The 26,121-nt window shown below is 63.1% G+C and carries 30 protein-coding genes and 1 pseudogene; 18 read left to right on the forward strand and 13 right to left on the reverse strand.

Translation table 11 applies throughout. The features are described from left to right. Position 1 precedes the first annotated feature (1 nt). Genes phnL through I6F24_RS15760 form a run of 4 tightly spaced genes read left to right on the forward strand, consistent with a single transcriptional unit; the run spans position 2 to position 3,094 of the window. On the forward strand, positions 2–700 hold the full coding sequence (gene phnL, locus I6F24_RS15745; protein WP_057027587.1) for a phosphonate C-P lyase system protein PhnL: 699 nt from the start codon (positions 2–4) through the stop codon (positions 698–700). 12 nt (positions 701–712) lie between these two features. After that, the gene (locus tag I6F24_RS15750) at positions 713–1,861 is read left to right on the forward strand and encodes an alpha-D-ribose 1-methylphosphonate 5-triphosphate diphosphatase (protein WP_036014396.1); all 1,149 of its coding nucleotides are present in this window, start codon (positions 713–715) and stop codon (positions 1,859–1,861) included. Next, positions 1,858–2,454, forward strand: coding sequence for a phosphonate metabolism protein/1,5-bisphosphokinase (PRPP-forming) PhnN (phnN, locus tag I6F24_RS15755; protein WP_036014394.1), 597 nt, complete (start codon positions 1,858–1,860; stop codon positions 2,452–2,454). Before I6F24_RS15750 ends, phnN begins: the two co-directional genes overlap by 4 nt. 28 nt (positions 2,455–2,482) lie before the next feature. Then, positions 2,483–3,094 (forward strand): pyridoxamine 5'-phosphate oxidase family protein, encoded by a 612-nt coding sequence (locus I6F24_RS15760; protein ID WP_036014393.1) that lies wholly within the window; start codon positions 2,483–2,485, stop codon positions 3,092–3,094. A 194-nt stretch (positions 3,095–3,288) separates the two neighbouring features. Here I6F24_RS15760 and I6F24_RS15765 read toward each other — a convergent pair whose 3' ends face one another. The 4 genes from I6F24_RS15765 to I6F24_RS15780 all read right to left on the reverse strand — a co-directional run bounded on the left by I6F24_RS15765 (position 3,289) and on the right by I6F24_RS15780 (position 7,080). Beyond that, a complete protein-coding gene (locus I6F24_RS15765) occupies positions 3,289–3,792 on the reverse strand; it encodes a DUF6496 domain-containing protein (RefSeq protein ID WP_036026948.1) in 504 nt (167 codons plus the stop codon). Positions 3,793–3,918: 126 nt separating this feature from the next. Next, positions 3,919–4,701: an alpha/beta hydrolase gene (locus I6F24_RS15770; RefSeq protein ID WP_036026951.1), complete on the reverse strand. Its 783-nt coding sequence runs from the start codon at positions 4,699–4,701 to the stop codon at positions 3,919–3,921. A 4-nt stretch (positions 4,702–4,705) separates the two neighbouring features. Then, positions 4,706–6,001, reverse strand: coding sequence for an O-acetylhomoserine aminocarboxypropyltransferase (locus tag I6F24_RS15775; RefSeq protein WP_036014390.1), 1,296 nt, complete (start codon positions 5,999–6,001; stop codon positions 4,706–4,708). A 278-nt stretch (positions 6,002–6,279) separates the two neighbouring features. Next, a complete protein-coding gene (locus tag I6F24_RS15780) occupies positions 6,280–7,080 on the reverse strand; it encodes an IclR family transcriptional regulator (protein WP_109145389.1) in 801 nt (266 codons plus the stop codon). Between the two features lie 129 nt (positions 7,081–7,209). On the opposite strand from I6F24_RS15780, the gene I6F24_RS15785 reads away from it, so the two are divergent. From I6F24_RS15785 to I6F24_RS15810, 6 genes are read left to right on the forward strand one after another with little or no spacing between them, the layout of a single operon-like run. Further along, positions 7,210–8,175 carry a tripartite tricarboxylate transporter substrate binding protein gene (locus tag I6F24_RS15785; protein ID WP_057027821.1) on the forward strand — a complete coding sequence of 322 codons (966 nt, stop codon included), beginning with the start codon at positions 7,210–7,212 and terminating at the stop codon, positions 8,173–8,175. A gap of 3 nt (positions 8,176–8,178) precedes the next feature. Beyond that, a complete protein-coding gene (locus tag I6F24_RS15790; protein WP_225150933.1) occupies positions 8,179–8,796 on the forward strand; it encodes a flavin reductase family protein in 618 nt (205 codons plus the stop codon). 52 nt (positions 8,797–8,848) lie between these two features. Next, positions 8,849–9,709: a fumarylacetoacetate hydrolase family protein gene (locus tag I6F24_RS15795; RefSeq protein ID WP_036026966.1), complete on the forward strand. Its 861-nt coding sequence runs from the start codon at positions 8,849–8,851 to the stop codon at positions 9,707–9,709. Positions 9,710–9,713: 4 nt separating this feature from the next. Continuing rightward, positions 9,714–10,517 carry a 2-oxo-hept-4-ene-1,7-dioate hydratase gene (gene hpaH, locus I6F24_RS15800; RefSeq protein ID WP_225150935.1) on the forward strand — a complete coding sequence of 268 codons (804 nt, stop codon included), beginning with the start codon at positions 9,714–9,716 and terminating at the stop codon, positions 10,515–10,517. A gap of 25 nt (positions 10,518–10,542) precedes the next feature. Next, entirely contained in the window at positions 10,543–10,938 is a 396-nt protein-coding gene (locus tag I6F24_RS15805; RefSeq protein ID WP_225140540.1) for a RidA family protein, read from the forward strand. A gap of 12 nt (positions 10,939–10,950) precedes the next feature. Continuing rightward, the gene (locus I6F24_RS15810; protein WP_225140539.1) at positions 10,951–11,826 is read left to right on the forward strand and encodes an amidohydrolase family protein; all 876 of its coding nucleotides are present in this window, start codon (positions 10,951–10,953) and stop codon (positions 11,824–11,826) included. Between the two features lie 185 nt (positions 11,827–12,011). Here I6F24_RS15810 and I6F24_RS15815 read toward each other — a convergent pair whose 3' ends face one another. After that, the gene (locus tag I6F24_RS15815) at positions 12,012–13,019 is read right to left on the reverse strand and encodes an LLM class flavin-dependent oxidoreductase (RefSeq protein WP_036026975.1); all 1,008 of its coding nucleotides are present in this window, start codon (positions 13,017–13,019) and stop codon (positions 12,012–12,014) included. Between the two features lie 252 nt (positions 13,020–13,271). On the opposite strand from I6F24_RS15815, the gene I6F24_RS15820 reads away from it, so the two are divergent. The 4 genes from I6F24_RS15820 (at position 13,272) to I6F24_RS15835 (ending at position 16,063) form a co-directional block, all read left to right on the forward strand. Next, positions 13,272–13,775: a twin-arginine translocation pathway signal gene (locus I6F24_RS15820; RefSeq protein ID WP_036014379.1), complete on the forward strand. Its 504-nt coding sequence runs from the start codon at positions 13,272–13,274 to the stop codon at positions 13,773–13,775. A gap of 13 nt (positions 13,776–13,788) precedes the next feature. Continuing rightward, complete coding sequence (locus I6F24_RS15825) at positions 13,789–14,427, forward strand: ferric reductase-like transmembrane domain-containing protein (RefSeq protein ID WP_225150936.1); 639 nt, start codon at positions 13,789–13,791, stop codon at positions 14,425–14,427. Positions 14,428–14,524: 97 nt separating this feature from the next. Then, on the forward strand, positions 14,525–15,313 hold the full coding sequence (locus tag I6F24_RS15830; protein WP_225150938.1) for a class I SAM-dependent methyltransferase: 789 nt from the start codon (positions 14,525–14,527) through the stop codon (positions 15,311–15,313). A gap of 273 nt (positions 15,314–15,586) precedes the next feature. Beyond that, entirely contained in the window at positions 15,587–16,063 is a 477-nt protein-coding gene (locus tag I6F24_RS15835; RefSeq protein WP_036014373.1) for a cyclic nucleotide-binding domain-containing protein, read from the forward strand. Positions 16,064–16,189: 126 nt separating this feature from the next. Here the strand turns inward: I6F24_RS15835 and I6F24_RS15840 are convergent, their stop codons facing one another. Further along, positions 16,190–16,393: a hypothetical protein gene (locus I6F24_RS15840; RefSeq protein WP_036026980.1), complete on the reverse strand. Its 204-nt coding sequence runs from the start codon at positions 16,391–16,393 to the stop codon at positions 16,190–16,192. A 654-nt stretch (positions 16,394–17,047) separates the two neighbouring features. On the opposite strand from I6F24_RS15840, the gene I6F24_RS15845 reads away from it, so the two are divergent. Then, positions 17,048–18,115 carry a hypothetical protein gene (locus I6F24_RS15845; RefSeq protein ID WP_036027456.1) on the forward strand — a complete coding sequence of 356 codons (1,068 nt, stop codon included), beginning with the start codon at positions 17,048–17,050 and terminating at the stop codon, positions 18,113–18,115. A gap of 11 nt (positions 18,116–18,126) precedes the next feature. Here I6F24_RS15845 and I6F24_RS15850 read toward each other — a convergent pair whose 3' ends face one another. The 7 genes and pseudogenes from I6F24_RS15850 to I6F24_RS15880 all read right to left on the reverse strand — a co-directional run bounded on the left by I6F24_RS15850 (position 18,127) and on the right by I6F24_RS15880 (position 23,021). Then, positions 18,127–18,336, reverse strand: coding sequence for an AlpA family phage regulatory protein (locus I6F24_RS15850; RefSeq protein ID WP_036027454.1), 210 nt, complete (start codon positions 18,334–18,336; stop codon positions 18,127–18,129). A gap of 166 nt (positions 18,337–18,502) precedes the next feature. Continuing rightward, positions 18,503–19,729, reverse strand: coding sequence for a hypothetical protein (locus tag I6F24_RS15855; RefSeq protein WP_050996018.1), 1,227 nt, complete (start codon positions 19,727–19,729; stop codon positions 18,503–18,505). Continuing rightward, positions 19,726–20,511 (reverse strand): toprim domain-containing protein, encoded by a 786-nt coding sequence (locus I6F24_RS15860; RefSeq protein WP_225149388.1) that lies wholly within the window; start codon positions 20,509–20,511, stop codon positions 19,726–19,728. The genes I6F24_RS15855 and I6F24_RS15860 overlap by 4 nt, the downstream gene beginning before the upstream one ends. A gap of 30 nt (positions 20,512–20,541) precedes the next feature. After that, positions 20,542–20,724, reverse strand: a pseudogene (locus I6F24_RS15865) (primase-helicase zinc-binding domain-containing protein); the annotation flags it as partial. Between the two features lie 347 nt (positions 20,725–21,071). Then, entirely contained in the window at positions 21,072–21,671 is a 600-nt protein-coding gene (locus I6F24_RS15870; protein ID WP_050996017.1) for a hypothetical protein, read from the reverse strand. 71 nt (positions 21,672–21,742) lie between these two features. Then, positions 21,743–21,958, reverse strand: coding sequence for a hypothetical protein (locus I6F24_RS15875; RefSeq protein WP_141697559.1), 216 nt, complete (start codon positions 21,956–21,958; stop codon positions 21,743–21,745). A 436-nt stretch (positions 21,959–22,394) separates the two neighbouring features. After that, positions 22,395–23,021: a hypothetical protein gene (locus I6F24_RS15880; RefSeq protein ID WP_036027451.1), complete on the reverse strand. Its 627-nt coding sequence runs from the start codon at positions 23,019–23,021 to the stop codon at positions 22,395–22,397. A 272-nt stretch (positions 23,022–23,293) separates the two neighbouring features. Here I6F24_RS15880 and I6F24_RS15885 point away from each other — a divergent pair, with 272 nt between their 5' ends. The 3 genes from I6F24_RS15885 (at position 23,294) to I6F24_RS15895 (ending at position 26,109) form a co-directional block, all read left to right on the forward strand. Next, positions 23,294–23,734 carry a hypothetical protein gene (locus I6F24_RS15885; protein ID WP_141697558.1) on the forward strand — a complete coding sequence of 147 codons (441 nt, stop codon included), beginning with the start codon at positions 23,294–23,296 and terminating at the stop codon, positions 23,732–23,734. Between the two features lie 334 nt (positions 23,735–24,068). Next, positions 24,069–24,659 (forward strand): recombinase family protein, encoded by a 591-nt coding sequence (locus tag I6F24_RS15890; RefSeq protein ID WP_225149179.1) that lies wholly within the window; start codon positions 24,069–24,071, stop codon positions 24,657–24,659. 361 nt (positions 24,660–25,020) lie between these two features. Continuing rightward, positions 25,021–26,109, forward strand: coding sequence for a DUF2235 domain-containing protein (locus I6F24_RS15895; protein ID WP_225149178.1), 1,089 nt, complete (start codon positions 25,021–25,023; stop codon positions 26,107–26,109). Positions 26,110–26,121: the final 12 nt, after the last annotated feature.

Below are 26,121 nucleotides of genomic sequence, written 5' to 3' on the forward strand. Positions count from 1 at the left end.
AATGACCGCCATGATCGACATCACTGACGCCGGCAAGACCTTTACGATGCACCTGCAGGGCGGCATCGAGCTGCCTGTCGTGCGTGGCGTGACCTTCCAGGTCAATCCAGGCGAGTGCGTCGTGCTGTCGGGGCCGTCGGGCGCCGGCAAGTCGTCCATCCTGAAGATGATCTTCGGCAATTATCGCTGCGATAGCGGCTGCATCGGCATCCGCCATCGCGGCAAAGTGGTCGATCTTGCCACCGCCGAGCCACGCCAGGTGCTCAACATCCGCCGCTCCACCATCGGCTATGTCAGCCAGTTCCTGCGCGCGGTGCCGCGCGTCGCCACCATCGACGTCGTCGCGGAGCCGCTGATCGCGAATGGCATGAGCCGGGCAGACGCACAGGCGCGCGCCGGCGAGCTGCTGCATCGTCTCAACATCCCCGAACGGCTCTGGCAGCTTCCCCCCGCGACCTTCTCCGGCGGCGAGCAGCAGCGCGTGAACATCGCCCGTGGCTTCATCTCCGACCTGCCGATCCTTCTGCTGGACGAGCCGACCGCCTCGCTCGATGCGGCCAATCGCGCCGTGGTGGTCGAGCTGGTCGCTGAAAAGAAACGTCAGGGCGTCGCCATGGTTGCCATTGTCCATGACGACGAAATCCGTCATTTGATTGCCGACCGCATCGTCGACGTCACCGGCTTTGCCGCCGCGGCCTGAAGGAATGGGGAAATGAAGAAGGAATCCGTGATCGCCAACGCCAGGATCGTGCTGGCTGACCGGGTGATCGAACAGGGCTGGCTCGCGCTTGCCGACGGCCGCATTGCGGAGATCGGCGAGGGGACTGCGCCCGCGGGTGCCGAGGATGCCGGCGGCGATCTGATCATGCCCGGCCTGATCGAACTCCACACCGACCATCTCGAGGCGCATTACGTGCCGCGGCCAAAGGTGTTCTGGAATCCTGTCGCCGCCGTCATCTCCTATGACGGCCAGCTTGCGACCTCGGGCATCACCACCGTGTTCGATTCGCTCCGGGTCTGGCGCGAGGACGGCGCCGAGGAGGTCGATGGCCGCGCCGGCGTGCTCGCCGCCGCGATCACCACCGCGCGCGAGGCCAACCTGCTGCGCGCCGATCACTTCCTGCATCTGCGCTGCGAGATCCCGATGCCGAGCGTGGTCGAGGAGGCCAAGGAGCTGATCGACCGTCCCGACGTCAAGCTGATGTCGCTGATGGACCACACGCCGGGCCAGCGCCAGTTTCGCGACGAGGTCAAGCTGCGCGACTATTACCGCGGCAAGGGCGGCGGCAAGACCGATGCCGAGCTCGACGAATTATTCGCAAAGCGCTTCGAGTATCAGAGGCTCTACGCCGCGGCCAACATGCGCGAGATCGTAGCGCTGGCGCATCAGTACAACATTCCGCTAGCGAGCCACGACGACACCACCGAGGAGAACGTCGCGGACGCCGTGCGCGACCGCGTCTCGGTCGCGGAATTCCCGACCACGCTGGAGGCCGCGCGCGGCCTGCACCAGGCCGGCATCGACATCCTGATGGGCGCGCCGAACGTGGTGCGCGGCGGCTCGCACTCCGGCAACATCGCCGCGGTCGATCTCGCCCGCGAGGGCCTGCTCGACATCCTGTCGTCGGATTACATTCCGTCGAGCCTTTTGATGGCCGCGTTGCAATTGCCCGAGCATGTGCCCGCGATCAGCCTTCCGGCCGCGGTCCGCACCGTGACGAAAGCGCCCGCCGAAGCGGTCGGCCTCACCGACCGCGGCGAGGTCGCGACCGGCAAGCGCGCCGATCTGATCCGCGTCCATGTCGCAGGCCACGTTCCCGTGGTCCGCAGCGTCTGGCGCGAAGGACACCGCGTCGCATGAGCGAGATGGCGGCCACGGGCGAAGGCGAGACGGGTGCGATCGGCCCCGGCCGGCTCGTGCTCGTGGTCGGCCCCAGCGGCGCCGGCAAGGATACCTTGCTGCGGCTGGCCCAGGCGGCTTGCAGCGACGATCCCGACATCGTCTTCCCGCGCCGCATCGTGACGCGTGCGTCCTCGGCCGATGAAGACAATATCGCGGTCAGTCCCGACGAATTCCGCCGCGCGTGCGAGCACGGCGACTTTGCCGTGCACTGGGAGGCGCATGGGCATTCCTATGCACTGCCGCTCGAGATCAACGACGACGTCCGCGCGGGCCGCACCATCGTTGCCAACGTCTCACGCACCGTGATCTCTGCCTTGCGCCGCGCCTATGCCAACGTCGTGGTGGTCGCGATCACGGCGCCGCCGGACGTATTGGCGCAGCGGCTTGCCGCGCGCGCCCGGAAAAGCGATGGCAACATCGCCGAGCGGCTGTCGCGCAGCGTCGATGACGCCTCGGCACACGCCGATGTCACCATCCTCAATGCCGGCAGCGCCGACTATCACAGCCGCCAGCTCGTGCGCGTGATCAGGAATCAAGGCTGGCAAGATTAGTTGCGGGCAATAACACGGAGAGAGTGGAATGACGGTGATTGAAACGGTCGAGCAGCTGGAGGCCATCTACGGCGTCACGAACGATGCCTCGACCGTCAAAGTTGCCGACCACGTCACCCCGCTCTACCGCATCTTCATCGAGAAGGCGCCGTTCGCCGCGCTCGCCACCATCGGGCCCGAAGGCATCGACTGCTCGCCGCGCGGCGATCTGCCCGGCTTTGTCCGCATCCACGACCCCAAGACGCTGATGCTGCCCGACCGCCGTGGCAACAACCGGGTCGATTCCTTGCGCAATATCGTGCGCGACCCGCGCGTGTCGCTGATGTTCCTGATTCCCGGCTCGGGCAATGCGGTGCGGGCGAACGGCCGCGCGCATCTGTCGATCGATCCGGAACTGCTGGCCTCGTTCAAGGTCGAGGGCAAGGCGCCGCGCAGCGTCATGGTGATGAACGTTGACGAAATCTACTTCCAGTGCGCCCGCGCCATCGTTCGCTCCGACCTCTGGAATCCCGACAAGCGCGTCGATCCGAAGACGCTGCCGACACCGGGGCAGATTCTTGCGGAGATGAGCGACAACAAAGTCGGCGGCGCGGAATACGACCGCATCTGGCCCGAGCGCGCCGCCGCGACGATGTGGTGAGTGAGCCGTCTCTTTCCACGATCGACGGAATCGTAGGGTGGGCAAAGGCGCATTTGCGCCGTGCCCACGACCTGCCCAACGCGGCGAAGAAATCGTGGGCACGCCTCGCTTTGCCCACCCCACAGACGCCCGCGATGTGGTGCCGACCACTTCTGACCGCGCCAGATGAATCCGCCTGACGCCGCCTGAGCTGATCAGCTCTGGCGGCGCGCCCTGGTGCGCGCCGCCTTCTTCGCGGCGGCGGAGCGCACCTTGGCACCCTTGGTGTGGCTTGCCTTGCGCGCGGCGGCTGAACGGGACGCTGCGGTTCGGCGGCTTGCGGCTCGCTTGGCCTGTTTCGACAGCGCACTGCGCGATGCGGTCGATCGCGGTTCCTTCTTCAGAGCGTTCGTGGCGGCGCGCGATACTTTTGGCCTCCGCTTCGGCGTGCGTTTGCCCTGGCCGACCTCGTAAGCGTACTTGGCACTACGGCGCGTCGACTTCTTAGTGCTTCCCTTGCGCGGTGGCGGCAGATCGACACCGGCGCGACGCGCTTCGGAGAGGCCGATCGCGATGGCCTGCTTGGTCGAGCGTGCGCCGTGCTTGCCTTTCCGGATCCTGTCGATCTCGTCCTTGACGAATTCGCCGGCCTGCGTGCTGGCCGACTTGCCGGCGCGCTTGTCTTGCCTGGCTTTGCGAATGACTTCCTGTCTCGGCATGGTCCAGTTCCCTTCTGAGTGAGAGGGATGTCTGACCGCAACGCGCAAGACGGAAGATTGATCCGCCTAAAGCATGATCCGGAAAAGTGCGAAGCGGTTTTCCGGAAAGATCATGCGTAGACAACTTTAGTTCCTCAGCGCCGCCAGCAGCTCGTCCGGCCGCTCGGCCATGATCATGTGGCCGGCGCCGGGCACCACAACGGTCTTTGCATGCGGGATCGCCGCGGCGAGCGCCTTGCCGGCCTTCGCCGGCGTCATCATGTCCCGCTCGCCGAGGATGAGCGTCGTCGGCACCTTCACGGTCGCCGCAGCGGCAAGCGCATTCGTATAGGAGTTGCAGGCCGACAGATCCCTGAACAGCACGCCCGGCTCGCATGCCCTGAGCACCGCCTGCGCGCCGCCATGCATCCACAGGCCCGGCGCCAGGCTGCCGCCGAGCTCCGCGTTGAAGCCGAGGCCCCAGATCGAGACCATGTCGTTGGCATCCTGCGAGTTGGCTTCGGCGGCTTTCAACAGATCCGGACCCACCGTCATGGTCGCGGCGGTGCCGATCAGGCTCAGCGCTGACACCTTGTCGGGATGTCGCGCGGCGGTCTCCAGCGAGATCAGCGAGCCCATGGAGTGACCGATCAGATGCGCCTTTGCGGCGCCCGCCGCATCGAGCAGCGCCGCCGTCCAGTCGGCCATCTCGGCGATGCTGCCGAGCGAAGGCCCAGTAGAGCGGCCGTGGCCGGGCAGGTCGGGCGCCAGCACGGCAAAGCCGTGATGGGCGAACCAGCGCGTATGCAACGCCCAGGTCGAATGGTCGAAGCCGGCGCCGTGGATGAAGACGACCGCGGGCAGGGACTTGTCGAAGTCGCGGCCACCGGTTGCGACAAACACATCGGTGCCGTTGACGGAGAGCTTCATGGTGTCAGGCCTTTTGCGAGATGCGCAGCGCTTGGTTGAGGTCGTCGATGATGTCGCTTGCGGTCTCGATGCCGACCGAGAGCCGCACCAGCTCTTCGCCGATGCCGGCCGCCTTGAGCTGCTCGGCGTCCATCTGCTGATGCGTGGTCGAGGCCGGATGGATCACCAGCGTCTTGGCGTCGCCGACATTGGCGAGATGGCTGATCATGCGTAAGCTCTCGATGAACTTGCGTCCGGCAGGCCGGCCGCCCTTGATGCCGAAGGAGACGATCGAGCCGGCACCGCGCGGCAGCAGCGTCTTGGCAAGCTGGTAGTCCGTATGGTCCTCGAGCGACGGGTGCAGCACCCAGTCCACGGCCTTGTTGGACTTCAGCGCCTCCAGCACCAGATGCGTGTTCTGCATATGCCGGTCCATGCGCACGCCGAGCGTCTCGACGCCCTGGAGCAGCTGGAACGCATTGGTCGGCGACAGGCAGGCGCCGAAATCGCGCAGGCCTTCCGTGCGGGCGCGCATGATGAACGCGGCGGTGCCGAACTGCTCGTCGAAGACGATGCCGTGATAGCCGCCATAGGGCTCAGTCAGCACGCCGAACTTGCCGGAGGAGCGCCAGTCGAAGCGGCCGCCGTCCACGATAGCGCCGCCGATCGCAATGCCGTGGCCGCCGATCCATTTGGTTGCCGAATGCATCACGATGTCGGCGCCGAGCTCGATCGGACGGCTGAGATAGGGCGTGGCGAAGGTGTTGTCGATCAGAAGCGGAATCTTGGCCTCATGCGCGATCGCCGCAACCTTCGGGATGTCGAGCACCTCGAGGCCGGGGTTGCCGATGGTCTCGCCGATCACGAGCTTCGTGTTCGGTTTGATCGCCGCGCGGAATGCGTCGAGATCGCGTGGTTTCACAAACGTCGTGGTGATGCCGAAGCGGGGCAGCGTGTGCGCCAACAAATTGATGGTGCCGCCATAGAGCGAGCTCGACGCCACGATGTGGTCGCCGGCATTGAGCAGCGTGGCGATGGCGAGGTGCAGCGCCGCCTGGCCGCTCGCCGTGCAGATCGCGCCGACGCCGCCTTCCAGCGCCGCAAGCCGCTCCTCCAGCACGCCGGTGGTCGGATTGGAGATGCGCGTATAGATGTGGCCGGCGCGCTCCAGATTGAACAGCGCGGCGGCGTGATCGGAATCCTGGAACACGTAGGACGTGGTCTGGTAGATCGGCACCGCCCGGGCGCCGGTCGTGGGATCCGGATGCTGGCCCGCATGCAGGCTCAGGGTCTCGAAGGCAGGCGGTTTCGGCGCGGGCATGCGTGGCCTCGTTGATCGGTCGGCGATGGCGGCCGTTGTGCCACAAAACGGAGCGGTACGTCAGCCCATTGACAGCGCTGGGTTTGAAGCGAGCTCCAGCCGCGCCGGCGGTGCGCTCCCTCGCCCCGTTCTTACGGGGAGAGGGTTGGGGTGAGGGGCTCTCTCCACGAAGATGGTGGCAGCTGGACTCGCGGAGGCTCCCCCTCACCCGGAATTTGCTGCGCAAATTTCCGGCCTCTCCCCGCAAGCGGGAGAGGCGAAGAGGCGCCGTCCGCGCTTCACCCCCCGATCGCCTGCTCGATGGTCCGCGCCTCCTGCAGCAGGATCTCCGCGACCTCCTGCTCGCGCCTTGGCCCGAGCCTCGTGCGAACGGCGGAGACCGTCATCGCTGCAGCCGGTTGCCCGTCCGGCGTCTTGATCCAGGTCGAGATCGATTTCGTCCCCTGCACCAGTCCGATCTCTCTCATGCCATATCCCAGCCGCCTGGCGGCGGTGACCTCGCCGAGCACGGTCGCGACGTCGGTCCGGTAGGCCTCGAACCGCTTCTCGTTCGCCGCGACGATCTTTCGCGCCTCCTGCGCCGGCATTGCGGCGAGAATGGCAACGCCGGCGCTGGAGACGCCGAGCGGCCGGCGCGCGCCGACCTCGATCGACAGCACCTGGATCGGGTAGACGCCGATCCGGCGATCGACGCAGAGCGTGTCGTTGCCGGTGCGCACCGTCAGGAACAGCGTGTCGCCGATCGCGGCGGACGCGCGCTGCAGCGACGGATTTGCGGCGACCAAGAGCCGCGATGGCCGCGGACGCGCCAGCGCCAGTTCCGGTACCTGGTTGCCGATCGCGTAGCGGCCGCTCCGGCCGTGCCGCTCGACGATGCCTTCCTCGATCAGCACGTGGACGATGCGATGCACGGTGGGGCGGGTGAGGCCGGTGGTGCGGACCACCTCTGCCAATGGCACACCGTCCTCGCGCCCTGCGGCCAGGATGCGCAGCACCGCGAGCGCGCGCCGGATCGCCTGCGCGCCATGTCGCGGCTCCACGGCGCTGCGGGTGGATTTCGTTGCGCGTCGTTTGTCCATAATATGGACAAGAACGCCACAATTCGCTCGACAGGGCAAGCGCGCATCTGGAGATTGCGCTTCGATCGGGATGCCATGCACGAAAGTCTGCGCCCGATATGGAATTGGAAGCGCCGCCGGGAGGTTAACATGAGATTAATCTGGATTGCCATCGCTGCAGCAGCCGCAATGTTGGCGGGACCCGCCTCCGGCCAGCAATGGCCGGCGCGCAACGTCAAGCTGATCGTGCCCTATCCCGCCGGCGGCAATGTCGACAGCGCCGCGCGCATCGTCGCCGACAAGCTCCAGGAGAAGCTCGGCCAACCCTTCGTCATCGAGAACAAGGCCGGCGCCGGCGGCATGATCGCGGGCGAAGCCTTCGCGAAATCGGCGCCCGACGGCTACACGCTGTTCGTCGGCGCCAACGGCCCGGTGCTGTTCGCGACCGAGATCAACAAGCGCGACGCCTACAATTGGAAGAAGGACTTTCTCCCGATCTCGACGATCTCGATGACGCCGCTGGTGCTCGAGGTTCATCCCTCGGTGCAGGCGACCACGCTCAAGGAGTTTCTCGACCTCGCCAAGCGCGAGCCCGGCAAGCTGACCATGGCCTCGCCCGGTCCCGGCACCACCAACCATCTGCTCAGCGAGCTGATGCAGTCGAATCTCGGCCTGCAATGGGTCACGGCGCATTACCGCGGCAATGCGCCGGCCATCAACGATCTCCTGGGCGGTCAGGTGCAGTTCGCCTTCGACCAGCTCACGGTCAGCCTCCAGCACATCAAGGCCGGCCTGTTCCGCGCGCTCGCCGTCACCTCACCGCATCGATTGAAATCGCTGCCCGACGTGCCGACCTTCGCCGAGCTCGGCTACAAGGACTTCGACGGCCAGACCTTCACCGGCCTGTTCGCGCCCGCTGGCACGCCTGCGCCCATCGTCGAGAAGCTGCACGAGACGCTGGTCGCGATCCTCAAGGACCCTGCCATTGCGGACAAGTTCGAGAAGCTCGGCGGCGAAGCCACGCCGATGACGCCGGCCGAGTTCAAGGCTTATCTCGAGCGCGAGGACGCCAAGTGGATTCCGGTGGTGCGCAAGGCCAATATCAGGGCGGACTGATCGATGCGGATCGATCCGACCGAGCTCGGCGCCGAGCGCATCTACCGCCTGATGACCGGCATCGTGGTGCCGCGCCCGATCGCCTGGGTGACGAGCTTGTCAGCTACGGGCGTGCTCAATCTCGCTCCGTTCAGCGCCTTCACCTTCGTCTCGCAGAAGCCGCCGATGCTCGCCATCAGCGTCGGCCGCAAGGGCGCCGACTACAAGGACACCGCGCACAACATCCTCGACACCGAGGAATATGTGATCCACATCGCGGATACGCCGCTGATGAATGCCGTGCACGACTCATCGGTCGAGCATCCGCCCGAGATCAGCGAGGTGGAGCATCTCGGCCTGGAGACGCTCGTGAGCGAGCGCATCAAGGTGCCGCGGCTTGCCGCCGCGCCGGTCGCGATGGAGTGCCGATTCCGGCAGTGCCTCGAATTCGGTGACGCCAAGAGCCGGCTCATCGTCGGCGAGGTCGTGCTGTTCCATTTGCGCGACGGTCTCGTCAACGACGGTAAGGTCGAGACCAGGGCGCTCGACCCGATCGCGCGCATCGGCGGGCCGCGCTACGCCCGCCTCGGCGAGATCGTGACGCTGGGCAGCGTGTTCCAGACTCCCAAGTCGAAAGACTGAGCGTGCGGGCCTCATCGCCGGCCGCCGCCCCAAGATCATCGGAGGACATACAATGCGACTGCTGAGCTATCTGCTGGACGGCGAGGCGCGCTACGGCGCGGCCGTGGACGGCGGCGTGGTCGATCTGACCAGGCGCATCGGCCGCGACTATTCGGACGTCAAGGCGCTGATCGCGGCCAACGCACTCGCCGAAGCGCAGGAGGCCGTCGCGGGGCAAAAGCCGGATCATGCGCTGGACAAGCTCGTCCTGTTGCCGCCGGTGCTGGCGCCGGAGAAGCTCTGGTGCATCGGCGTCAATTACGCCGAGCGCAACGCTGAGTATAAAGACAATTCGGACCTGCCCAAATATCCCAGCCTGTTCGTGCGCAGCATGTCCTCGATGACGGGCTCCGGCCAGCCGATCGAGAAGCCGAAGGTTTCGGACCAGCTCGACTATGAAGGCGAGCTCGTCATCGTGGTCGGGCAGGGCGGCCGCCACATTCCGCGCGAAAAAGCGTGGTCGCACATCTTCGGCATGACACTGTGCAATGAGGGCACGATCCGCGACTGGCTGCGCCACGGCAAGTTCAACGTCACGCAGGGCAAGAATTTTGATCGCTCCGGCAGCATCGGCCCGTGGATCGTGACGTCTGACGAGCTCGACCCGCGCGGGCCTCACGACATCACTACGCGCGTCAACGGCGAGGTGCGCCAGCAGGACACCACCGAGCGGCTGATGTTCCCGTTCGATTTCCTGATTTCCTATCTCTCGACCTTCGCGACCCTCAAGCCTGGCGACATGATCGTGACGGGCACACCGACCGGCGCGGGCGCCCGGTTCGATCCGCCACGCTGGCTCAGGGACGGCGACGTCGTCGAGGTCGAGTCCAGCCGCATCGGCGTGCTGCGCAACACCGTGGCGGCGGAGCAGTAAAACGATGCTGGATTCCGCCACGATCGAACGCCTCGCCGCCCGGCTCGATGAAGCCGAGCGAACCAAGACGCTGATCCCGATGTTCACCAAGGACTATCCGGAGTTCAGCATCGAGGATGCCTACGCGGTCCAGCGCGCCTGGACGAAACTCCAGCTCGGCCGCGGCCGAATCATCAAGGGCCACAAAATCGGTCTGACCTCGAAGGCGATGCAGAACGCGGTCGGCATCAACGAGCCCGATTACGGCGTGCTGTTCGCCGACATGTTTTACCCCGATGCCACGCCTGTTCCATTCGACCGCTTCCACGCGCCGCGCATCGAGGTCGAGCTCGCCTTCGTGCTGAAGGCGCCGCTGCGCGGGCCCGATTGCACCATTTTCGACGTGCTCAACGCCACCGACTACGTCACGCCTGCGCTGGAGATTCTGGAGACGCGCATGCACCGCGTCGACCCCGAGACGGGCAGGACCCGCAAGGTGATGGACACGATCTCGGACAACGCGGCCAATGCCGCGCTGGTGCTCGGCGGCCGGCCGATCCGCCCGATGGATGCGGACCTGCGCTGGATCGGCGCATTGCTGTTCCGCAACGGCGAGGTCGAGGAGACCGGGCTTGCCGCCGGCGTGCTCAATCACCCCGCCAACGGCATCGCCTGGCTCGCCAACCGCCTCTCACCGCATGACGAGCATCTCAAAGCCGGCGAGGTCGTGCTGGCGGGATCGTTCACGCGGCCCGTCGACATCCGCCGCGGAGACACTTTCCATGCCGACTACGGCGCCTTCGGCTCGGTGTCGTGCCAATTCGTCTGAAGCAATAGCGAGCAGGGAGCGAACCATGAGTGGTCAAACGCGGCGCAGGAGCGTCCACATCGGCGGCTTCAAGCACGTCAACCCGATTCCGAACGCCTGCCGCATCGGTAATCTCGTGATGTCGGGCGTCATCCTCGGCCGCGATCCCGCGACCAATGCGATGCCCGAAAGCCTGGATGCCCAATGCGCCAACATGTTCGCGCATATGAAGGCGACGGTGGAGGCAGCTGGCGGCTCGACCTCCGACATCATCAAGATGACGGTGTGGCTGAAGGACCGCGGCAACCGCGGCCCTCTCAATGTCGAGTGGCTGAAGATGTTTCCGGACGAGCATTCGCGCCCCGCGCGCCACGCGCTGCCGATGGACAACATGGATGGCGGCGCGCTGGTGCAGTGCGACTTCACCGCCGTGATCGACTGAAGGAGCGCTCGCATGCCGACCTATCTGCCGTTCGACCCCAACCCGCGCCGCCCAAGCAAGGCGCCGCCGCCGAAGACCATCGACAGCCAGTTTCACGTGCTGGGTCCGATCGAGAAATATCCTGAGCGTCCCGGCGCCGCCTATCGGATGCCGACCGCGACCTGGGAAGCGGCGCTGCGCATGCACAAGACGCTCGGCATCGAGCGCGGCATCATCGTGCAGACCACGACCTACGGCGCCGACCACGCCGTCGTGCTCGACGGCCTTGCCGCGATGGGCCCGAATTATCGCGGCTGCGCCAATGCGCTGGTGTTCGCGGAAGCGAACGATGCCTATCTCGCCAAGCTGCACGACGCAGGGGTGCGCGGCGCGCGCTTCAGCTTCCGCCAGGAGCTCGGCGCCGTGTTGTCGGATGCCGATTTCGCCCGTGCCATCGCCCGCATCCGCGAGCTCGGCTGGTACGTCAAGATCCAGCCGGAGAAGGACGGCATCGTCTCGAGCGTCGCCAAATACGAGAACCTCGACGTGCCCGTGCTGATCGACCACATGGCGCGGCCTGACCCCGAGGCCGGCAGGAACGATCCGAATCTGCGCAAGATGCTGGAGCTGCTCGCCAAGGGCAATTTCTGGGTCATGCTCTCGCTCGGCGAGAAAACCTCGAAGACCGGCGCGCCTTACGACGACGTGATCCCGATCGCGCGCGCCTATATCGAGGCCGCTCCCGATCGCTGCGTCTGGGCCAGCGACTGGCCGCATCCGGTCTCGGTGAAGCAGCCGCCGAACGATGCCGATCTGTTAGAGCTGATGTACCGTTACGCGCCCGACCAGGCGGAGCTGGAGAAGATCCTGGTGCACAATCCGGCCAAGCTGTTCGGCTTTGCGGATTAGGGCATGAGAGGATTGGGCTGAGCAGCTCGCCACGCGCGGTGCGCTCCCTCTCCCGCGTGCGGGAGAGGGTCGGGGTGAGGGCTCTTTCCTCTAGGGGATTGTCCCATTGCGGAGACACCCTCTCCCCAACCCTCCCCCGCAAGCGGGGGAGGGAGCGCACCTTCATCGCCGCGACAATCGGGCCCTCACCCCACCGGCTGCTTCGCGAGCCTATCCCGCACCTCCGCGGCGATCTCGAACGAGCGCAGCCGTGCCGTGTGGTCGTAGATCTGCCCCGTCGTCATCAATTCGTCCGCGCCGGTTTCAGTGATCAGCGCCTTCAGCTTCGCTTCGACCACATCGGGCGACCCGACCGCTGAGCACGACAGCGCTTGCGCAACGCCGGCCTTCTCGGCCGGCGACCACAACGCGTCCATGTCCTCCACCGGCGGCGGCAGCGGCCCCGGCGTGCCGCGGCGCAGGTTGATGAATTGCTGCTGCAGCGAGGAGAACATCCGCTGTGCCTCTTCATCGCTGTCGGCCGCGAACACGTTGACGCCGATCATCGCATAGGGCTTGTCGAGCTGCGCCGAGGGCTCGAAGCGCGCCCGATATTCGCGCAGCGCCGGCATCATCATCTGCGGCGCGAAATGCGAGGCGAACGCGAAGGGCAGGCCGAGCATTGCCGCCAGCTGCGCGCCAAAGGTGCTCGATCCCAAGATCCACAGCGGTACCTTGGTCCCCATGCCGGGCACGGCGCGGATCGCCTGGTTCGGCTGCACGTCGCCGAGCAGCGCCTGCAGCTCCAGCACGTCATGCGGAAAGTTCTCGGACGTGGTGGCGAGGTCGCGCCGCAGCGCCCGCGCGGTGAACTGGTCGGTGCCCGGCGCCCGGCCGAGCCCGAGATCGATCCGCCCGGGATAGAGCGATTCCAGCGTGCCGAACTGCTCGGCGATGACGAGCGGCGAGTGGTTCGGCAGCATGATCCCGCCGGAGCCGACGCGGATCGTTTTCGTTCCGCCCGCGATGTGGCCGATCACTACCGACGTCGCCGCGCTCGCGATGCCCGTCATGTTGTGATGCTCGGCCAGCCAGAACCGCTTGAAGCCCCACGTCTCGGCATGCCGGGCCAGATCGAGCGAATTGCGGAACGCCTGCGACGCGTCGCCGCCCTGGCAGATGGGGGCGAGGTCGAGCACGGAGAAGGGGATCATGGGAGGGCTGCCGGTGTGGAGGGGCCGCGTGACGGTGCGCGCTTGCAGGACACACATGTAGTGGCAGCGCGCCGAATAGGTAGAGCACTTGCGAGCCCCTCTTGTCAGCTCATCTGAGAGATGCACGCCGCGAAGACGGCCGTTCACAACACTGTTATTGCAGGCCCTGGCGCCCCTCGCGCCAACTGGGCGTTTTACACCTGGTATTGTAGCTTGCGGGAAGCAGCTGCGCTGCTGCCAGGAGGAACTGACATGACCACGGTCGTCTTCACCCGCCGCAACCTCCTCGCTGCCGGCGGCTCCGTCCTCGCAACGGGCCTTCTGGCAACCGGCGCTTCCGGCGTCCTGCTGCCCGCCCGTGCGAGCGGCCTGGCACCGACCGAGTCGATGTCGGGCGGCGCGAACAATTACCGCAAGGGCGCGGCGATCGTGGAGCGGATCGGCAAGGGCGGTTTCTGGATGAGCGGCACCGTGCGCCGCGCTGGCGACGGGGCTCCGCTGGCCGGGCAGCGCATCCAGATCTGGGCGCACACCGTCGAAGGGCGGGAGCACGAGCCGCAGAGCCACGGCGCAACGCTCACCGACAAGGACGGCAGGTTCCGGCTGGAGATGCCGCAGATCATTCCGATCTTCGGCCAGCCGCACGGCCACCTCGCCTATGACAGCGGCGAGTTCAAGACCGTCTTCCTGCGGCCGGTGATGCGGAGCGCCAAGGAGACCAGCCTGGAGGCGCACTTCGTGCTGCAGCCGGCTTGAACCCGACTTGCAGATGACGCGATGGAGATCGGCCCGGGCGCCCCTGATCTGGGGCGCCCTTGGCTTGGCGATCGGCGTGCCGGTTGCGCTTGCTGCGGCCAGCGAGCAGCTGGCATGGCGCGATCCTGTCTACATTATCGCCGGCTTCGCCGGGATCATCGCCCTCGGTCTCGTGCTCGTGCAGCCCTTGCTGATCGGCGGCTACCTGCCGCGATTGTCGGCCTATCGCGGCAGGCGCGCCCATCACTGGATCGGCGGCGCGCTTGCTCTCGCGATTCTGATCCACGTCGCCGGCCTCTGGATCACCAGCCCGCCCGACATGGTGGACGCACTGACCTTCTCATCGCCGACGCCGTTCTCTCCCTTCGGCGTGACCGCGATGTGGGCCATCTTCGCGGTTGCATTCCTGGCTTTGTTGCGAAGGCGGTTGGGATTGCGCCCGCGAACCTGGCGCATTATCCATATTCCCCTCGCCATCGTCATCGTCGCAGCCAGCGTGGTCCATTGCCTGCTGATCGAGGGGACGATGGAGACGATCTCCAAGGTGGCACTCTGTGCGCTCGTCCTCGCGGCGGCCGTGAAAGTCATGATTGACCTGCAGGTGTGGCGGAAGCGAAGGACGCCGCGCGGGGAGAATGTCGCGCGGCAATAATCCGCGGATCAGGTCACTCCGGCACTTCCCCAGTCCCATCTCTTGTGCGCAGAATGGCGCGCGCCAAGCATCGTCATCGGGCCGGGAGGATCTCGACATGGCAGAGCAGACCATTCGCTTCGACGACGGTGCCGCCTACGAGCAGATGATGGGAATCTGGAGCCGGTTCGCAGGCGAGATATTCCTTGATTGGCTGGCACCTCCTGCAGGCTTGCGGTGGATCGACATCGGCTGCGGCAACGGCGCCTTCACTGAACTCCTGGTCGAGCGCTGCAACCCCGCCGAGGTCCAGGGCATTGACCCCTCGGCAGAGCAGCTCGCTTTTGCGCGCACACGACCTGCGGCGCGCGTGGCAAAGTTTCACCAGGGCGATGCGATCGCACTTCCTTTCGCCGACGCCAGCTTCGACGCGGCCGTGATGGCGTTGGTTCTGGTGTTCGTTCCGGACCCCGCGAGGGGCGTCAGCGAAATGGTGCGGGTCGTTGTCCCCGGCGGTGCGGTCATGACGTATATGTGGGACATGTTGGGCGGCGGCTTTCCGCTCGACCCGATCTACGACGAGATGAAGGCGATGGGCATTCCGGCAACGCGCCCGCCGCGGATGGACGCCTCTCGCATGGAAGCGTTGCGGGACCTGTGGCGAGGAGCAGGTCTCGAGGACGTGCAAACGCGAGAGATTACGGTGCAACGGACGTTTTCAGGTTTCGACGACTTCTGGGCAATCAGTCTGAAGTCCCCCGCGCTCCGGCCTTCCGTTGCCGCCATGAGGCCCGCAGACGTCGAGACGCTCATAGCGCGGGTGCGTGCGGGCCTGCCGGCGCATGCGGACGGTCGCATCACCTGCACTGCGCGCGCGCACGCGATCACGGGGCGCCGGCCCAAATAGCTCGCACTGTGCGGCCCGTAGGATGGATAGAGCACTTGCGAAACCCATCATCTTCGCCACCGCACGAGTCTGATGGGTTTCGCTGCGCGCGGCAGTGGTCCAGAGTCGAGAGGTGAAATCTCTCGCCGCGTCATTGCGAGGAGCCCTTGCGACGAAGCAATCCAGACTGTTTCCGCGGACACATTCCTGGATTGCTTCGCTACGCTCGCAATGACGGAACCTGGCTGCACCGCTTAGCTTGCCGCAGCCTTCGACCGGGCGTAACCTCGCGCAATGCTCGTCACGTCCCCCGATCTGAAAGCGTTCCTGCTGGCGACGCCGTTCTTCGGCGGGCTTTCGGAGGCAGGCCTCGACCTCTTGATCTCGATGCTAGTCGAGCGCCGCTTCGAGGCCGACGCGACCGTTGTGGCCGAGGGCGAGCCGGGACGTTCGATGTTCATCGTCAAGTCCGGCCGGCTGGCGGTGAGCAAACGCACGCATGCGGGCAGGGTCATCCCGATATCGCGTTTGGAGCCTGGCGATTTCTTCGGCGAGATGACGCTGATCGAAATGCAGAACCGCTCCGCCACTGTTATCGCGGAGGCGCCGACCGTGCTGTACGAGCTGACGGCCCAAAAGCTCTATGCCTGCTACAAGGCCGACATCCACGCCTACGTGATCGTCCTGCAGAACATCAATCGCGAGCTATGCCGGCGGTTGCGCCGTTCGGACGACCGCTTCGCAGCACTGCAAATGAATGGCGACCATTGATGGTGCGCAGTGCGTAGGATGGGTAGAGCCCTTGCGAAACCCATCATGTTTCGTGGCTCGACAAGGAGCAGATGGGTTTCGCTTCGCTCTACCCATCCTACGGGCTACTGAGATCCTCGACGCGCATCACGACTTGTCGTGCGCGTACTTCTCCAGGACCAGCCGATTATACTCGTCCCTGACGGCTCTGCGGGAAACATGTCCCTTCCGGTCCTTGGCGATTTTCAAAAGATCAGGATCGGTCGGTGCTTTTGATTTCCGCCGAAATCTCGCAAGAAGAGGAATCGTCGGCTCCGACATCCTTCCAAACAGGCGGTCGAACCATCCCATCGTGTCCTCCCGGACAGGTCGCGAGCGAAAAGACTAGCACCATGAAATGAGGGGTCAACGTGCCGTGTGGCCGCAACCTTTCGAAGAGGCGCAACCGGAAGGACACCGATCGCAACGCTTCTGGCCCGTCGGGCAAAACACCACCTCTCCCGCGCAGCCCCCGTCAATCCCTTCCCGCAAATATATTCCACTTTACCGAAATTCGGAATTGCAGTATCCATCGCTCATCCCGGCCCAAGGAGAGGGGCGATCGTACGTCGTCACGAACGAGGGCCAGGGTGCGGTGGACGCGGCTGCGTCGGGCACGCGGGGCGGGACCAGGGCGAGATGAACCTCGTGAGGTCTCACAGCGTGCGGAACGGACGGCGCCAACATCCGGCGAAGCCTCTTGGCGGAGCCGGAAGCTGCGTACGGCAAAACCGTGTGGTCCTGGCTGCAAGTGTTTTTCTGAAGTTGTTTCAATCGGCTCAAACAATTGAAAACAATAGTATTTTAGCTGCTCGCATTAACAAGCGACAAGCCGCCCCAGACTCGCTGGGCCCCAATAGGCCCTAGTTTCAAGCGAGTTCTTCTGCCAAATATGGGTCTTGCAAGGGAGCCCATCATCAAGATCGAGCACCGTATTTTTTTGGGGCAATGCGATAAGACACAAAAATGGCGATCTATGAATTTGCGCAAACCGGCATTCGCCGTCTTGATGAAATAACGTTCAATGTGGCGGGTCTGCACGAACGGCGCGATCTTCAACGACTGTTGCGTGACCACATCGAGGTGATTTCACCGGAGACGCTCGTCATTTCCGAAGAGTTTCAGGATTGGGAGGAATCCCAGCGTCGTATCGATCTACTTGCAATCGACAAAGATGCCAACCTGGTCGTCATCGAGCTAAAGCGGACGGAGGATGGCGGGCACATGGACCTTCAGGCGATCCGATACGCAGCCATGGTGTCCACTATGACTTTTGAGAAAGCGGCAGACGTCCTGAGTGAGTATCATAGGCAGCAAGGCAAAGAACTAGACGCTAAAAAAGCGATTCTGGATTTCTTGGGTTGGGACGAACGAAACGACAATGAGTTCGCGCAAGATGTTCGTATCGTTCTTGCCGCCGGTGACTTCAACAGAGAACTGACATCATCTGTCTTATGGCTCATCGACCACGGGATCGATATTCGCTGCGTTCGACTGAAGCCCTATGACATGAATGGGCGTATTCTTGTCGATGTGCAGCAAATTATTCCGCCGCCGGAGGCGACGGAGTATCAAATACAAATTCGTGAAAAGAGGGAGCAAGAACGCCAAGCGCGGACCAGCAACATTGACTTTACGCGATATGATGTCCGCATTGAAGCTGAGAAGTATGTCTCACAGTGGAAGAGAAATGCGATCTTCTTAGTCTGCAAGCATCTGTGCGACCGGGGGATCAATCCAGAAGAAATAAAATCACTATTGGATTGGCGCTCCAATCGCGTTTGGTTTGCAATTGAGGGCGACGTTGTCGACGCCTCAGAGTTTGAAAAAGGAGCGGTCGAGCGTGCGGCAAAAGACGGTCAGACTTTCAACAGCCGCCGGTGGTTTTGTGACGACGGCGAGTTAGTGCGGGCTAATGGGAGAACCTATGCATTCTCGAATCAGTGGGGGGGAGCCAGCTGGCACCGAGCAATGAATGTATTGAAGGAAAAATACTCTCAATTCCACATCGAGTTTTCCGCTACGACGGACTGAATTTCCACTGGCTATACACCAGTGCGCCGCCCCTTGCCTCTGCCACGGTTCGGATTGAACTCGTTGACCGCGTTCTGCCACGCCACGATTTCGTCCTCGAACCAAACGCGCCGGTTGGGCGAGATGTAAGTCGATTTGGGAAACCGGCCCGCCCTCTCCATGCGGTAGAGCGTGGTGCGGCTGACGGGGATGATCGCAAGAACCTGCGGCTCGTTGAGCATTCGCCGGGGCTCGGAGCCACGCGCGTGAGCGGGTCTATCGGCTTGCACTCGCTTTGCTGTTGCCATCTGGAGCACCACGCATCGGCTCGGTGTTTCGTCGTGTATTGTGTCGGAGCATCACGGGCGAGTACAGGAAAGCGCCGACTCCGCGTAGGGGTGTCACTGATCACGAAAGGGGCTGGAGGCAAACGCTGCGGTCGAGTTCGTATCTACGCGTCCAGACGGTCTGATTGCCTCGCACAATTTCCTTTTCCTCGCAGACCAGCAGGCCGAGGATATGCAGGGCTTGCAGTGTGCGGTCGATGGTGGTCCTTGGCTTCTGAAGCCGCCGGCGGATCTCCATAACTGGACTGTGAGGGTGCGTGGCCACGTCTTTCAGCACCAGCAGCCGCAGTTGCGGCATACTATCTCTGGCACAACGCTTCACCAGTCGCATCGCATCATCATGTGCCATGCCAATAGCCATCGCACCGCGCAGGATTTGCGTCAGTTGCTTGGCCAATCGGGTGGGCGCTTCGGCGTCGTGAGCATCGATGACGTCGCCGCGGTAATCGACTTCCACGCCGGTGCGCGCCAGTGTCACCAGCTCAGCTGCTTCCACGATTGTCGTCTCGTCGTCATTCGTCAGCTCATAGGGCTGACTGGTGTCAATTCCGCTCATAAGCCCAGCCACGGCTTCCGCGAGTTCATCCCGCATGGCGACCTCGCTTCCGGTGTTGCGCATAGCCTTCAGGCCGCCATTGATGCGGCCGATCCGCGAGTTTGGCCGGATGACAACGAATCTGTCGCCCATGCTGGCGACGACAGTGTGTGCTTGGTCCCAGGCGGTCGTGCAGGCGCCGATCACCACGATCCGGCCGTGCCAATCCAGCGTCTGGCCACCATCGGTGCCTACATTTCGCACCCAATGGCCGTCGTGGATCTCGCGCAGGGCTGCCAGTATTGCGCCACGGATCTCACGGCTGGTCGAGAGGATCGAGGTAAAGTCCTTGATCACGAGAATTCCGCGCTGCCCGATCTTGCGCAGCAGCCCACCGGTAGCAGTCTTGGCTTTCTGTTTCTGCGGTGATGCCGATAGCAACGCACCATCGCTTGAGATGGTCGAGACAATATGCGCATCCAAACCGCTGAGGGACTGCACTGTCTCGGTCTTGGCATTTCCACTGCCGGCAATCACCAGCAGCCATGGCGGATCACCGGCAAGTTGTTCGCAAGCGCTTGTTGCCAGCACCGCGTCCAACGTCTCTATGTCATAGTCGTCGCCCAACCAGCGGCGAAAAGTATCGTGGACCTCGTCGAGCGCGCAGGCCCGGAACGTGCTTGCACCACTGTTTCCACCGACCGACCCGCGGGATTTGTATTTTTCGCTGTGAAAATGTTGTTGCGGGCTCATGATGCGACTCGCGCCAAGTCATTGAAATCGGCCCCGATCCTGTTGGGCACTAGCACTTCGGCGTCACGACCTGCTGCGGCCCAGCGGTTAGCGCATGCACGCGCAGCGCTCTGGCCGACGCCGTTCGCGTCGGCATCAGCAAGGAGTGTCAGATATTCGACGCCGGAAAGGACTGGAAAGTCACGCATGGCGCCAGCGCAGCCAGTTGCCCATGCTGGCGCTATGCCGCGAAGTGCCTTGTTGGTGGAGGCAGAAATTGTCGTTTCAACTCCTTCGCCGATTGCCAGTCTTCCGGTCAAGTATTCATTCGGCCATAGGCGGATGATATGATTTTTGATAGGCCCGACAGACTTTGGCTTCTGGCCATTGATCGGACGACGCCATATGCCGCCCGGCGCATTCGTCACCACACCACTGTAGCGAGCGACGATGCATGGCATGACTGCGCCATCAAATGGGCATTGTGGGTGAAATCGGAGGCCGCCCTGATTCGGCACGTCGTCGAGATTGATAGAGCGTGTTTTGAAGTAGCTGATGGCTGCTTGCGGCAGCCGTTCGGTTTCTGCCCAGAGCCGATCGCAATACTGCAGGGTTGCTCGCAGCTCCGCCGCCTCGCACTGCTGGCGGGCGAGCTTTTCCTGGTCCAGTCGCTCGCGCTGCTCTTGAATACGTCGCTCACGGAGGCCACGCTCGTCATCGGTTTCCTCGCGCCGCCGTTTGGGTGGCGGCTCGCCGGTGAGTGTTTCGACAGCGGCGAGGAAGTCACAGCCATCGATGAACATCACAAGGTCGATTGGCCCGTGGCCGCCCTGAGCGCAGTGCCGGCAGAAGAAAAGTTGTCTAGCCGCGTTGATGCTGAATCGGTCTCGGCCCCCGCACACCGGGCATGGTCCCGCCTTGCGCCTGAGCCTAACATTGCGCTGTCGTAGTATCTCCTCGATCCTGGCGGCGCGGGCGCAACTAACCCAATCGTCGAATGCGCGTTTGCTGCTCATTCCCGCGTTCCTTCAAGTGAGAGTCGCTGGCGTGGTTGTGCCGCACCACTTCTACGGCCATGTTTCGTCCCTTTCGGCACGTGCCAGCAAGGCCCGGATTGTAGGCTCTGACGCAGCCGCACGATCAAAGATCGCGGCGGCCGCTGCTTCGTTCAGCTTCCAAAATTTCCTAGGACTGCGCTCGACTGCAAAGGCCGTTATAAGCCGGCAGGAACGAAGGCGCCGGATAACGGCGACCCGAGTGCAGCCGGGTGGAGCATTCGGAGGGACGCCATCTTCCGCGCACACCGGCCTAACGCGGTGATAGCGCCATGGATGGTCGTTGAACCAAATTTCGTCCTGCTCTGTCATGACGCGGTCTCCAACCTTGAGCGACGCGTCGCCGCCCAGATGACCGCGACCGGCTCGCCGCGGTCGTTATGAAACGCGATCTCTCCGCGAAAGCTGGCGTCGAAGCGGTACCAGCACGAGTTATCTTTACCGTCGTTGTCGGTGCCCTCGATCCACCGCACGCGGCCGACTACAACGATGTCGCTGCAATACTGCATCAGGGGCGCGGCATTCTGGTTGGTTGAGAAGTCGTGTGGGAGCAGAAGCCAGAACGGTTTGCCGAGTGTAAGGAAGTGGGCAATCAACTCGCGTAACAGGCGGGTGCTGCGCCTCGGATCCTCGGGATGGCGGAACGGAGGATTCGTGATGCCGACGTCGGGATTGCCTTTGTACCGCTTGACGTCAAGCGCATTATTACCAGTGGTAATATCGCTCTGATGGACGCAGCGCAGGCCGTGCGCCTCCAGGTGCCGGATCAGATCGCCGTTGCCGGCGCAAAGCTCGGCGAACGTCCTGATGCCGTCGCGACGCAGATACTTTGGCAGTGGCAGAACGGCCTTTGCTGGCGTCGCGTAGAGGTCGCGCGGAATTCGTTCGAAGTCGGAGCGCTTGCCCATCGTCTCTGCCCAATCGATTTTGTTTGGAGGAAGAGATGCCGGCCCGGAGGCCGGCACCGGCGGTTCTTTGGCTATTTGCTGCGGGAGACTTGCTCGAACGGCTCATCGTCGTCGGAGTAGAGGGCTGCAAGAATGATTCTGGCGGCGCGAACGTCCCGGTCTGCGCGGTAACGCGTGGGCTTGGCGAGTTCTGTGGCGATGAAGCGACGCAGTGCTGTGGCGAGCAGGTAGGCATCGCGTCCTTCGACTGGGTTGACGCCTGCGTCCCGAAACTCATATAGAGTCATCAAGGGTCTCCTTCTTCCTTGGCCGGGAGAGCGAGCTTCAACGGAACAGACGGTCGCGGCTCGCTCGGGACGCGGCCGTTTTTGTTGATTAGAGGGCTGCGTTTGAGCCGTGATGCCTGGCCGGCGTTCCCTTGGCGGCTTCGACAGTGCGGGCGCGATCGGCGGCGTCAAGCGTGTCGATCCACCAGTAATTTCTTCGGTTTATGATCTGATCAGGCCGTGGGATGACACCCATCGCGACCCAACGCACGATTGACCTTAGGTGGACGCCGTACCTCGTGGCGACGTCCCGAGCCGGGATCAGGCGCCGTGTCTGCGAAACTTCGCTTTTGGGGACGGGCATCTTGCTCTCCGTGTCGCTGTTTAAGCGGTGCGGAAGAGCAAACCTCAAACTGCGAGGGAAAACTGTCCGGGTATTGTCCGGGTATCGTCCGATTTACTCGGACCACCAACCTGTGCAGTGTCGCTTGAGTCCCTCGTAGATCGTGCTCTTGGACATTGGCTGTCCTAAGGTCGTCATAAGACGATCGACCACGTTAAACGCAGTGCTTTTGTTGGGAAGTTTGTCGACCTCCCGCAGCGTGTTCAGGATGGGCACGAGAAACTCCCGCCACTCCGCGCGTTCCCGCTCTGAGGTTCTTGGCAGTTCCAAAACGCTCTCGCTCGTTGACGCCTCTTTCGCCACGGCTGGTGCGGCAGGCCAAGTCGCCTCGAAGTCGGGTCCCCAGACGTAGATGGTCCCCTTTGTCAGTGAGGGCGCTTCACCCGCGCCGTGTCGTCGACGCTCTTCGAGAGTTACGCGAGGCTCTTCCGGGTTGTTGTGGAGTCCCCGCCACGTCAGCTTGAACTCGTCCAAGGTTGCCGTGGGCAACAGCGAACGTTCGCCGGTCCAGGATCGAAGCATGCAGCGGATTTTTCCCTGAGCCCATGCCTGTTCAAGGTCGCGAACGACGTCAGGGCCGGATCGAAGCCGCTCGAACAACCGCTCCGCCGCCACGCTGATCGACCGCCAGCGGACATCGTCTAGCGGAAGATCCCCGCCGTTATAAAATGGGCCGGGCATTTGTCGACGCTCCGCGCGCGTTGACGATGTTCGGGCCCCGTTTCGGTCACCACAACCGAGCGGGGCCGCCTCGATCAGGCTATCATGGCACGGTCGCCTGTGCGTACCAGATTTGGCAGTAAGTATGGTTGAGGGGTTTTAGAAAGAGGCTCCAATCCCCCTCTGACAATTCTGGACAGGGTTCCGTTTCTAAGGGGCGCTGGACCTGGGCTGCGAGGAGCGTAGGGTGAGCCAAGACCTCGCCCAACTTAGAAAAACGGACGTGGCACGCCATGACGTTTGGTCCCGACCGCCCGCTGCCCGCTGATTTCTCAGTCACGCCGATTGCAGAACCGCGCCGGCACGGGCGTGGTAACCCGCCGACGAAAACAAAAGGCGCCGTCGCAAAGATCACACGCGACCTCAAGAACGGCATCTTGGATGGAGCAATTAGCTGCGGATCCGATGGAAAGGGGGCCGGAGGACTGAAGGGCTATCTCGCGATGTGCGCCCGGAAGCATCCGAAGAGCTATTTGAACCTGCTCGGCAAGCTTGTTCCTCATGTAATTGAAGGCAGCATCGGTCCGGCCCTCGTCGCGCAAATCAACATCCAAGCCATTCCATCCGGCCAGTACGTCACCGACAAGACACTCCAGCTCGATGCCGAGCCCGTGGAGGCGTCAGTCAGGGAAGCCGCGCATGAAGCCGTCAAGAGTCCGGCAAGCGATCAGTGAGCCGTCTGAACGCGATGCTGATGCGATCTTGGAAGTCCTGGTCGAGGAGCTGATCACGCGCGACCATGACGAGGCCGTTGCCACGCTGTGCCGCATCGAGCGCGAGATCGAGCGGCCGAAGCCGAACTAGCCTGAGGCGGTTTCACGTGAAGCGCCTAGCGCTCGCGTCAAAGGCCGTCGGCACCGCGGATGTACCGGCCCGACGGCCCTATACTAAATCTCCTTTCCTTCGACGCTGCGAAAGCCTTGCAAAAACAAAGGGCCATCTTCTCGTCTTTCGCTTGTACTAAATCAAATGTTTTAGTATAGCCGGGGCAGGATGGAGTTCAAACTCGTGAAGCGTGTCGCTTTATATCTGCGTGTCAGCACCAACAATGGCCAACAGACCACCGATAACCAGCGCCGCGAGCTGGAAGCCATCGCCACCCGCGCGGGCTGGCAGATCGTCGCCACCTTCGAGGACAAGATCTCCGGCGCCAAGGGCCGCGACAAGCGACCGGGCTTGGACGCCATGATGAAGGCCGCGACAAAGCGCGAGTTCGATATGGTTGCCGCATGGTCGGTCGACCGTCTCGGCCGAAGCCTGTCGCACCTTGTGCAACTGTTTGCGGAACTCTCTGCGCTTGGCGTAGACATCTACCTGCATCAGCAGGCCGTCGACTCCTCGACGCCAGCCGGCCGTGCGCTGCTACAGATGAGCAGCGTGTTCGCGGAGTTCGAGCGGGCGATGTTGCGCGAGCGCGTCGCTACCGGCCTCGCGCGCGCCAAGGCCGAAGGCAAGAGACTCGGCCGCCCGCGCGCCAAAGGCGCAACGGATGCTGCGATCCTCCGACTGCGCGAGAAGGGCATGGGAGTGATCGCAATTGGCAGGAAGCTCGGTTGCGGCACAGGTCGCGTTCAGTCGGTGCTCAAGGGCGCCGCCTAACTGCGATCAGGGGGGAGGACGTTTACCTCCGGCCTGCCCGGCGAACGGAGCGGCTCCTTCCCTTTGACCGCGTCCAATTTCCGGTTGGTACGCGGTACGTATAACGTCACGCTTTGGGCGGATCGGCAGGAGCGGAATCCGTGCCAGGTCCGCTGTGCGACACCGAGTATCGTGCCGCGGCCAAGGTAGCGCGAGTTGCGGACGGTCGAGAGGGTCAGAGCCCTTGTCGCTCTCGATGTATATAGTCCTCCGTCTATTCGCGCCCGAGCGAGGGAACAACAAAAAAGGCTGCCGTCGCTAGCTTACTTAGCTTGCGGTCGCGCAACTTTTACGAGAGGATCGGCTGCCGGAGGGAGAAAGCATGTCGAAGACAATGATTTTCTTGATGGACGGTACCGCAAATGACGCCACTGAAATTATTTCTGAGACCGAGACGTGTTCTAACGTCTACGCTATCAATCAACTGATTGCCGATCACAAGCAAGAAGGAAATGAGATATCGACGCAGGTCACATTTTATCTTCCGGGAGTTGGAACAAAGTTCACTGTGAGCGCGGCCTCGATTTTTAGCGAAATCTTGCTTCGGAAAACGCAGTATATCTTCGGCGACAATCTCGATCAGTTGGTTTTGCGTGCGTATGTAAATCTCGTTGCGAACTACCGTGTAGGTGATGAAATCATTCTGATTGGTTTCTCGCGCGGCGCTGCGGCAGCGCGTATTTTTTCAAGACTCATTTCGGACTTTGGGATACTGAAATCGGGATTTTTGACGCACCTGGACCGAATGTGGAGAGACTTCATTGCAGTCTCAGAGAAAGAAGATGACACACAATACTACCGAGCGATTGAAGACCTTAAGAAGAACTTGGCCGAACAATGTGAGAGCGACCAGGTTTTCCACGAAGCGCCCAAGATCAAGTTCATGGGACTATTCGACACCGTAACTGGCCCCTTTGATCGTGACATAGGGGAACATCTCATCGCGCGAGATCAGAAGCCCGCTTCGAATGTTTCGTCGATTGTTCACTTGTTGAGTATGCACGAGAACCGTGCGGAATTTCCGCCGCGTCGGTTCGCTTTCAACGGCACATGTGAGCTGCGCGAGATATGGTTGCCAACCGCCTTGACATCCCGCCTGATCCGGCAGGATCCTGACGCGACCGGAGTCGCAAGGCTTACCCGTCATGCAATCGCGGCGCACGCCGGATCGCGCGCCCACGGGAGGCGCCCACATGTCACCAGACAGATCCAGGATCCGCAAAGGCGCCGTTTTGACCGGGGGCGCATATCCAGCACGCGTTGGGCGCTTGTCGCCCGATATGGCGGAGATGTTCGCCGACGTCCTGAAGGAAGCCGGGCCGCCGCCGTCCGCTGCCAAGCTCGAAGCTCTGGCTGCGGAACGGGACGCGCTCGAAGCGCAGATGCTTGCAATCAAGAAGCGCATCGCTGAAATCCGCCGGAG

This window comes from Bradyrhizobium sp. BRP23 (assembly GCF_020194135.1).
Lineage (GTDB): Bacteria > Pseudomonadota > Alphaproteobacteria > Rhizobiales > Xanthobacteraceae > Bradyrhizobium > Bradyrhizobium yuanmingense.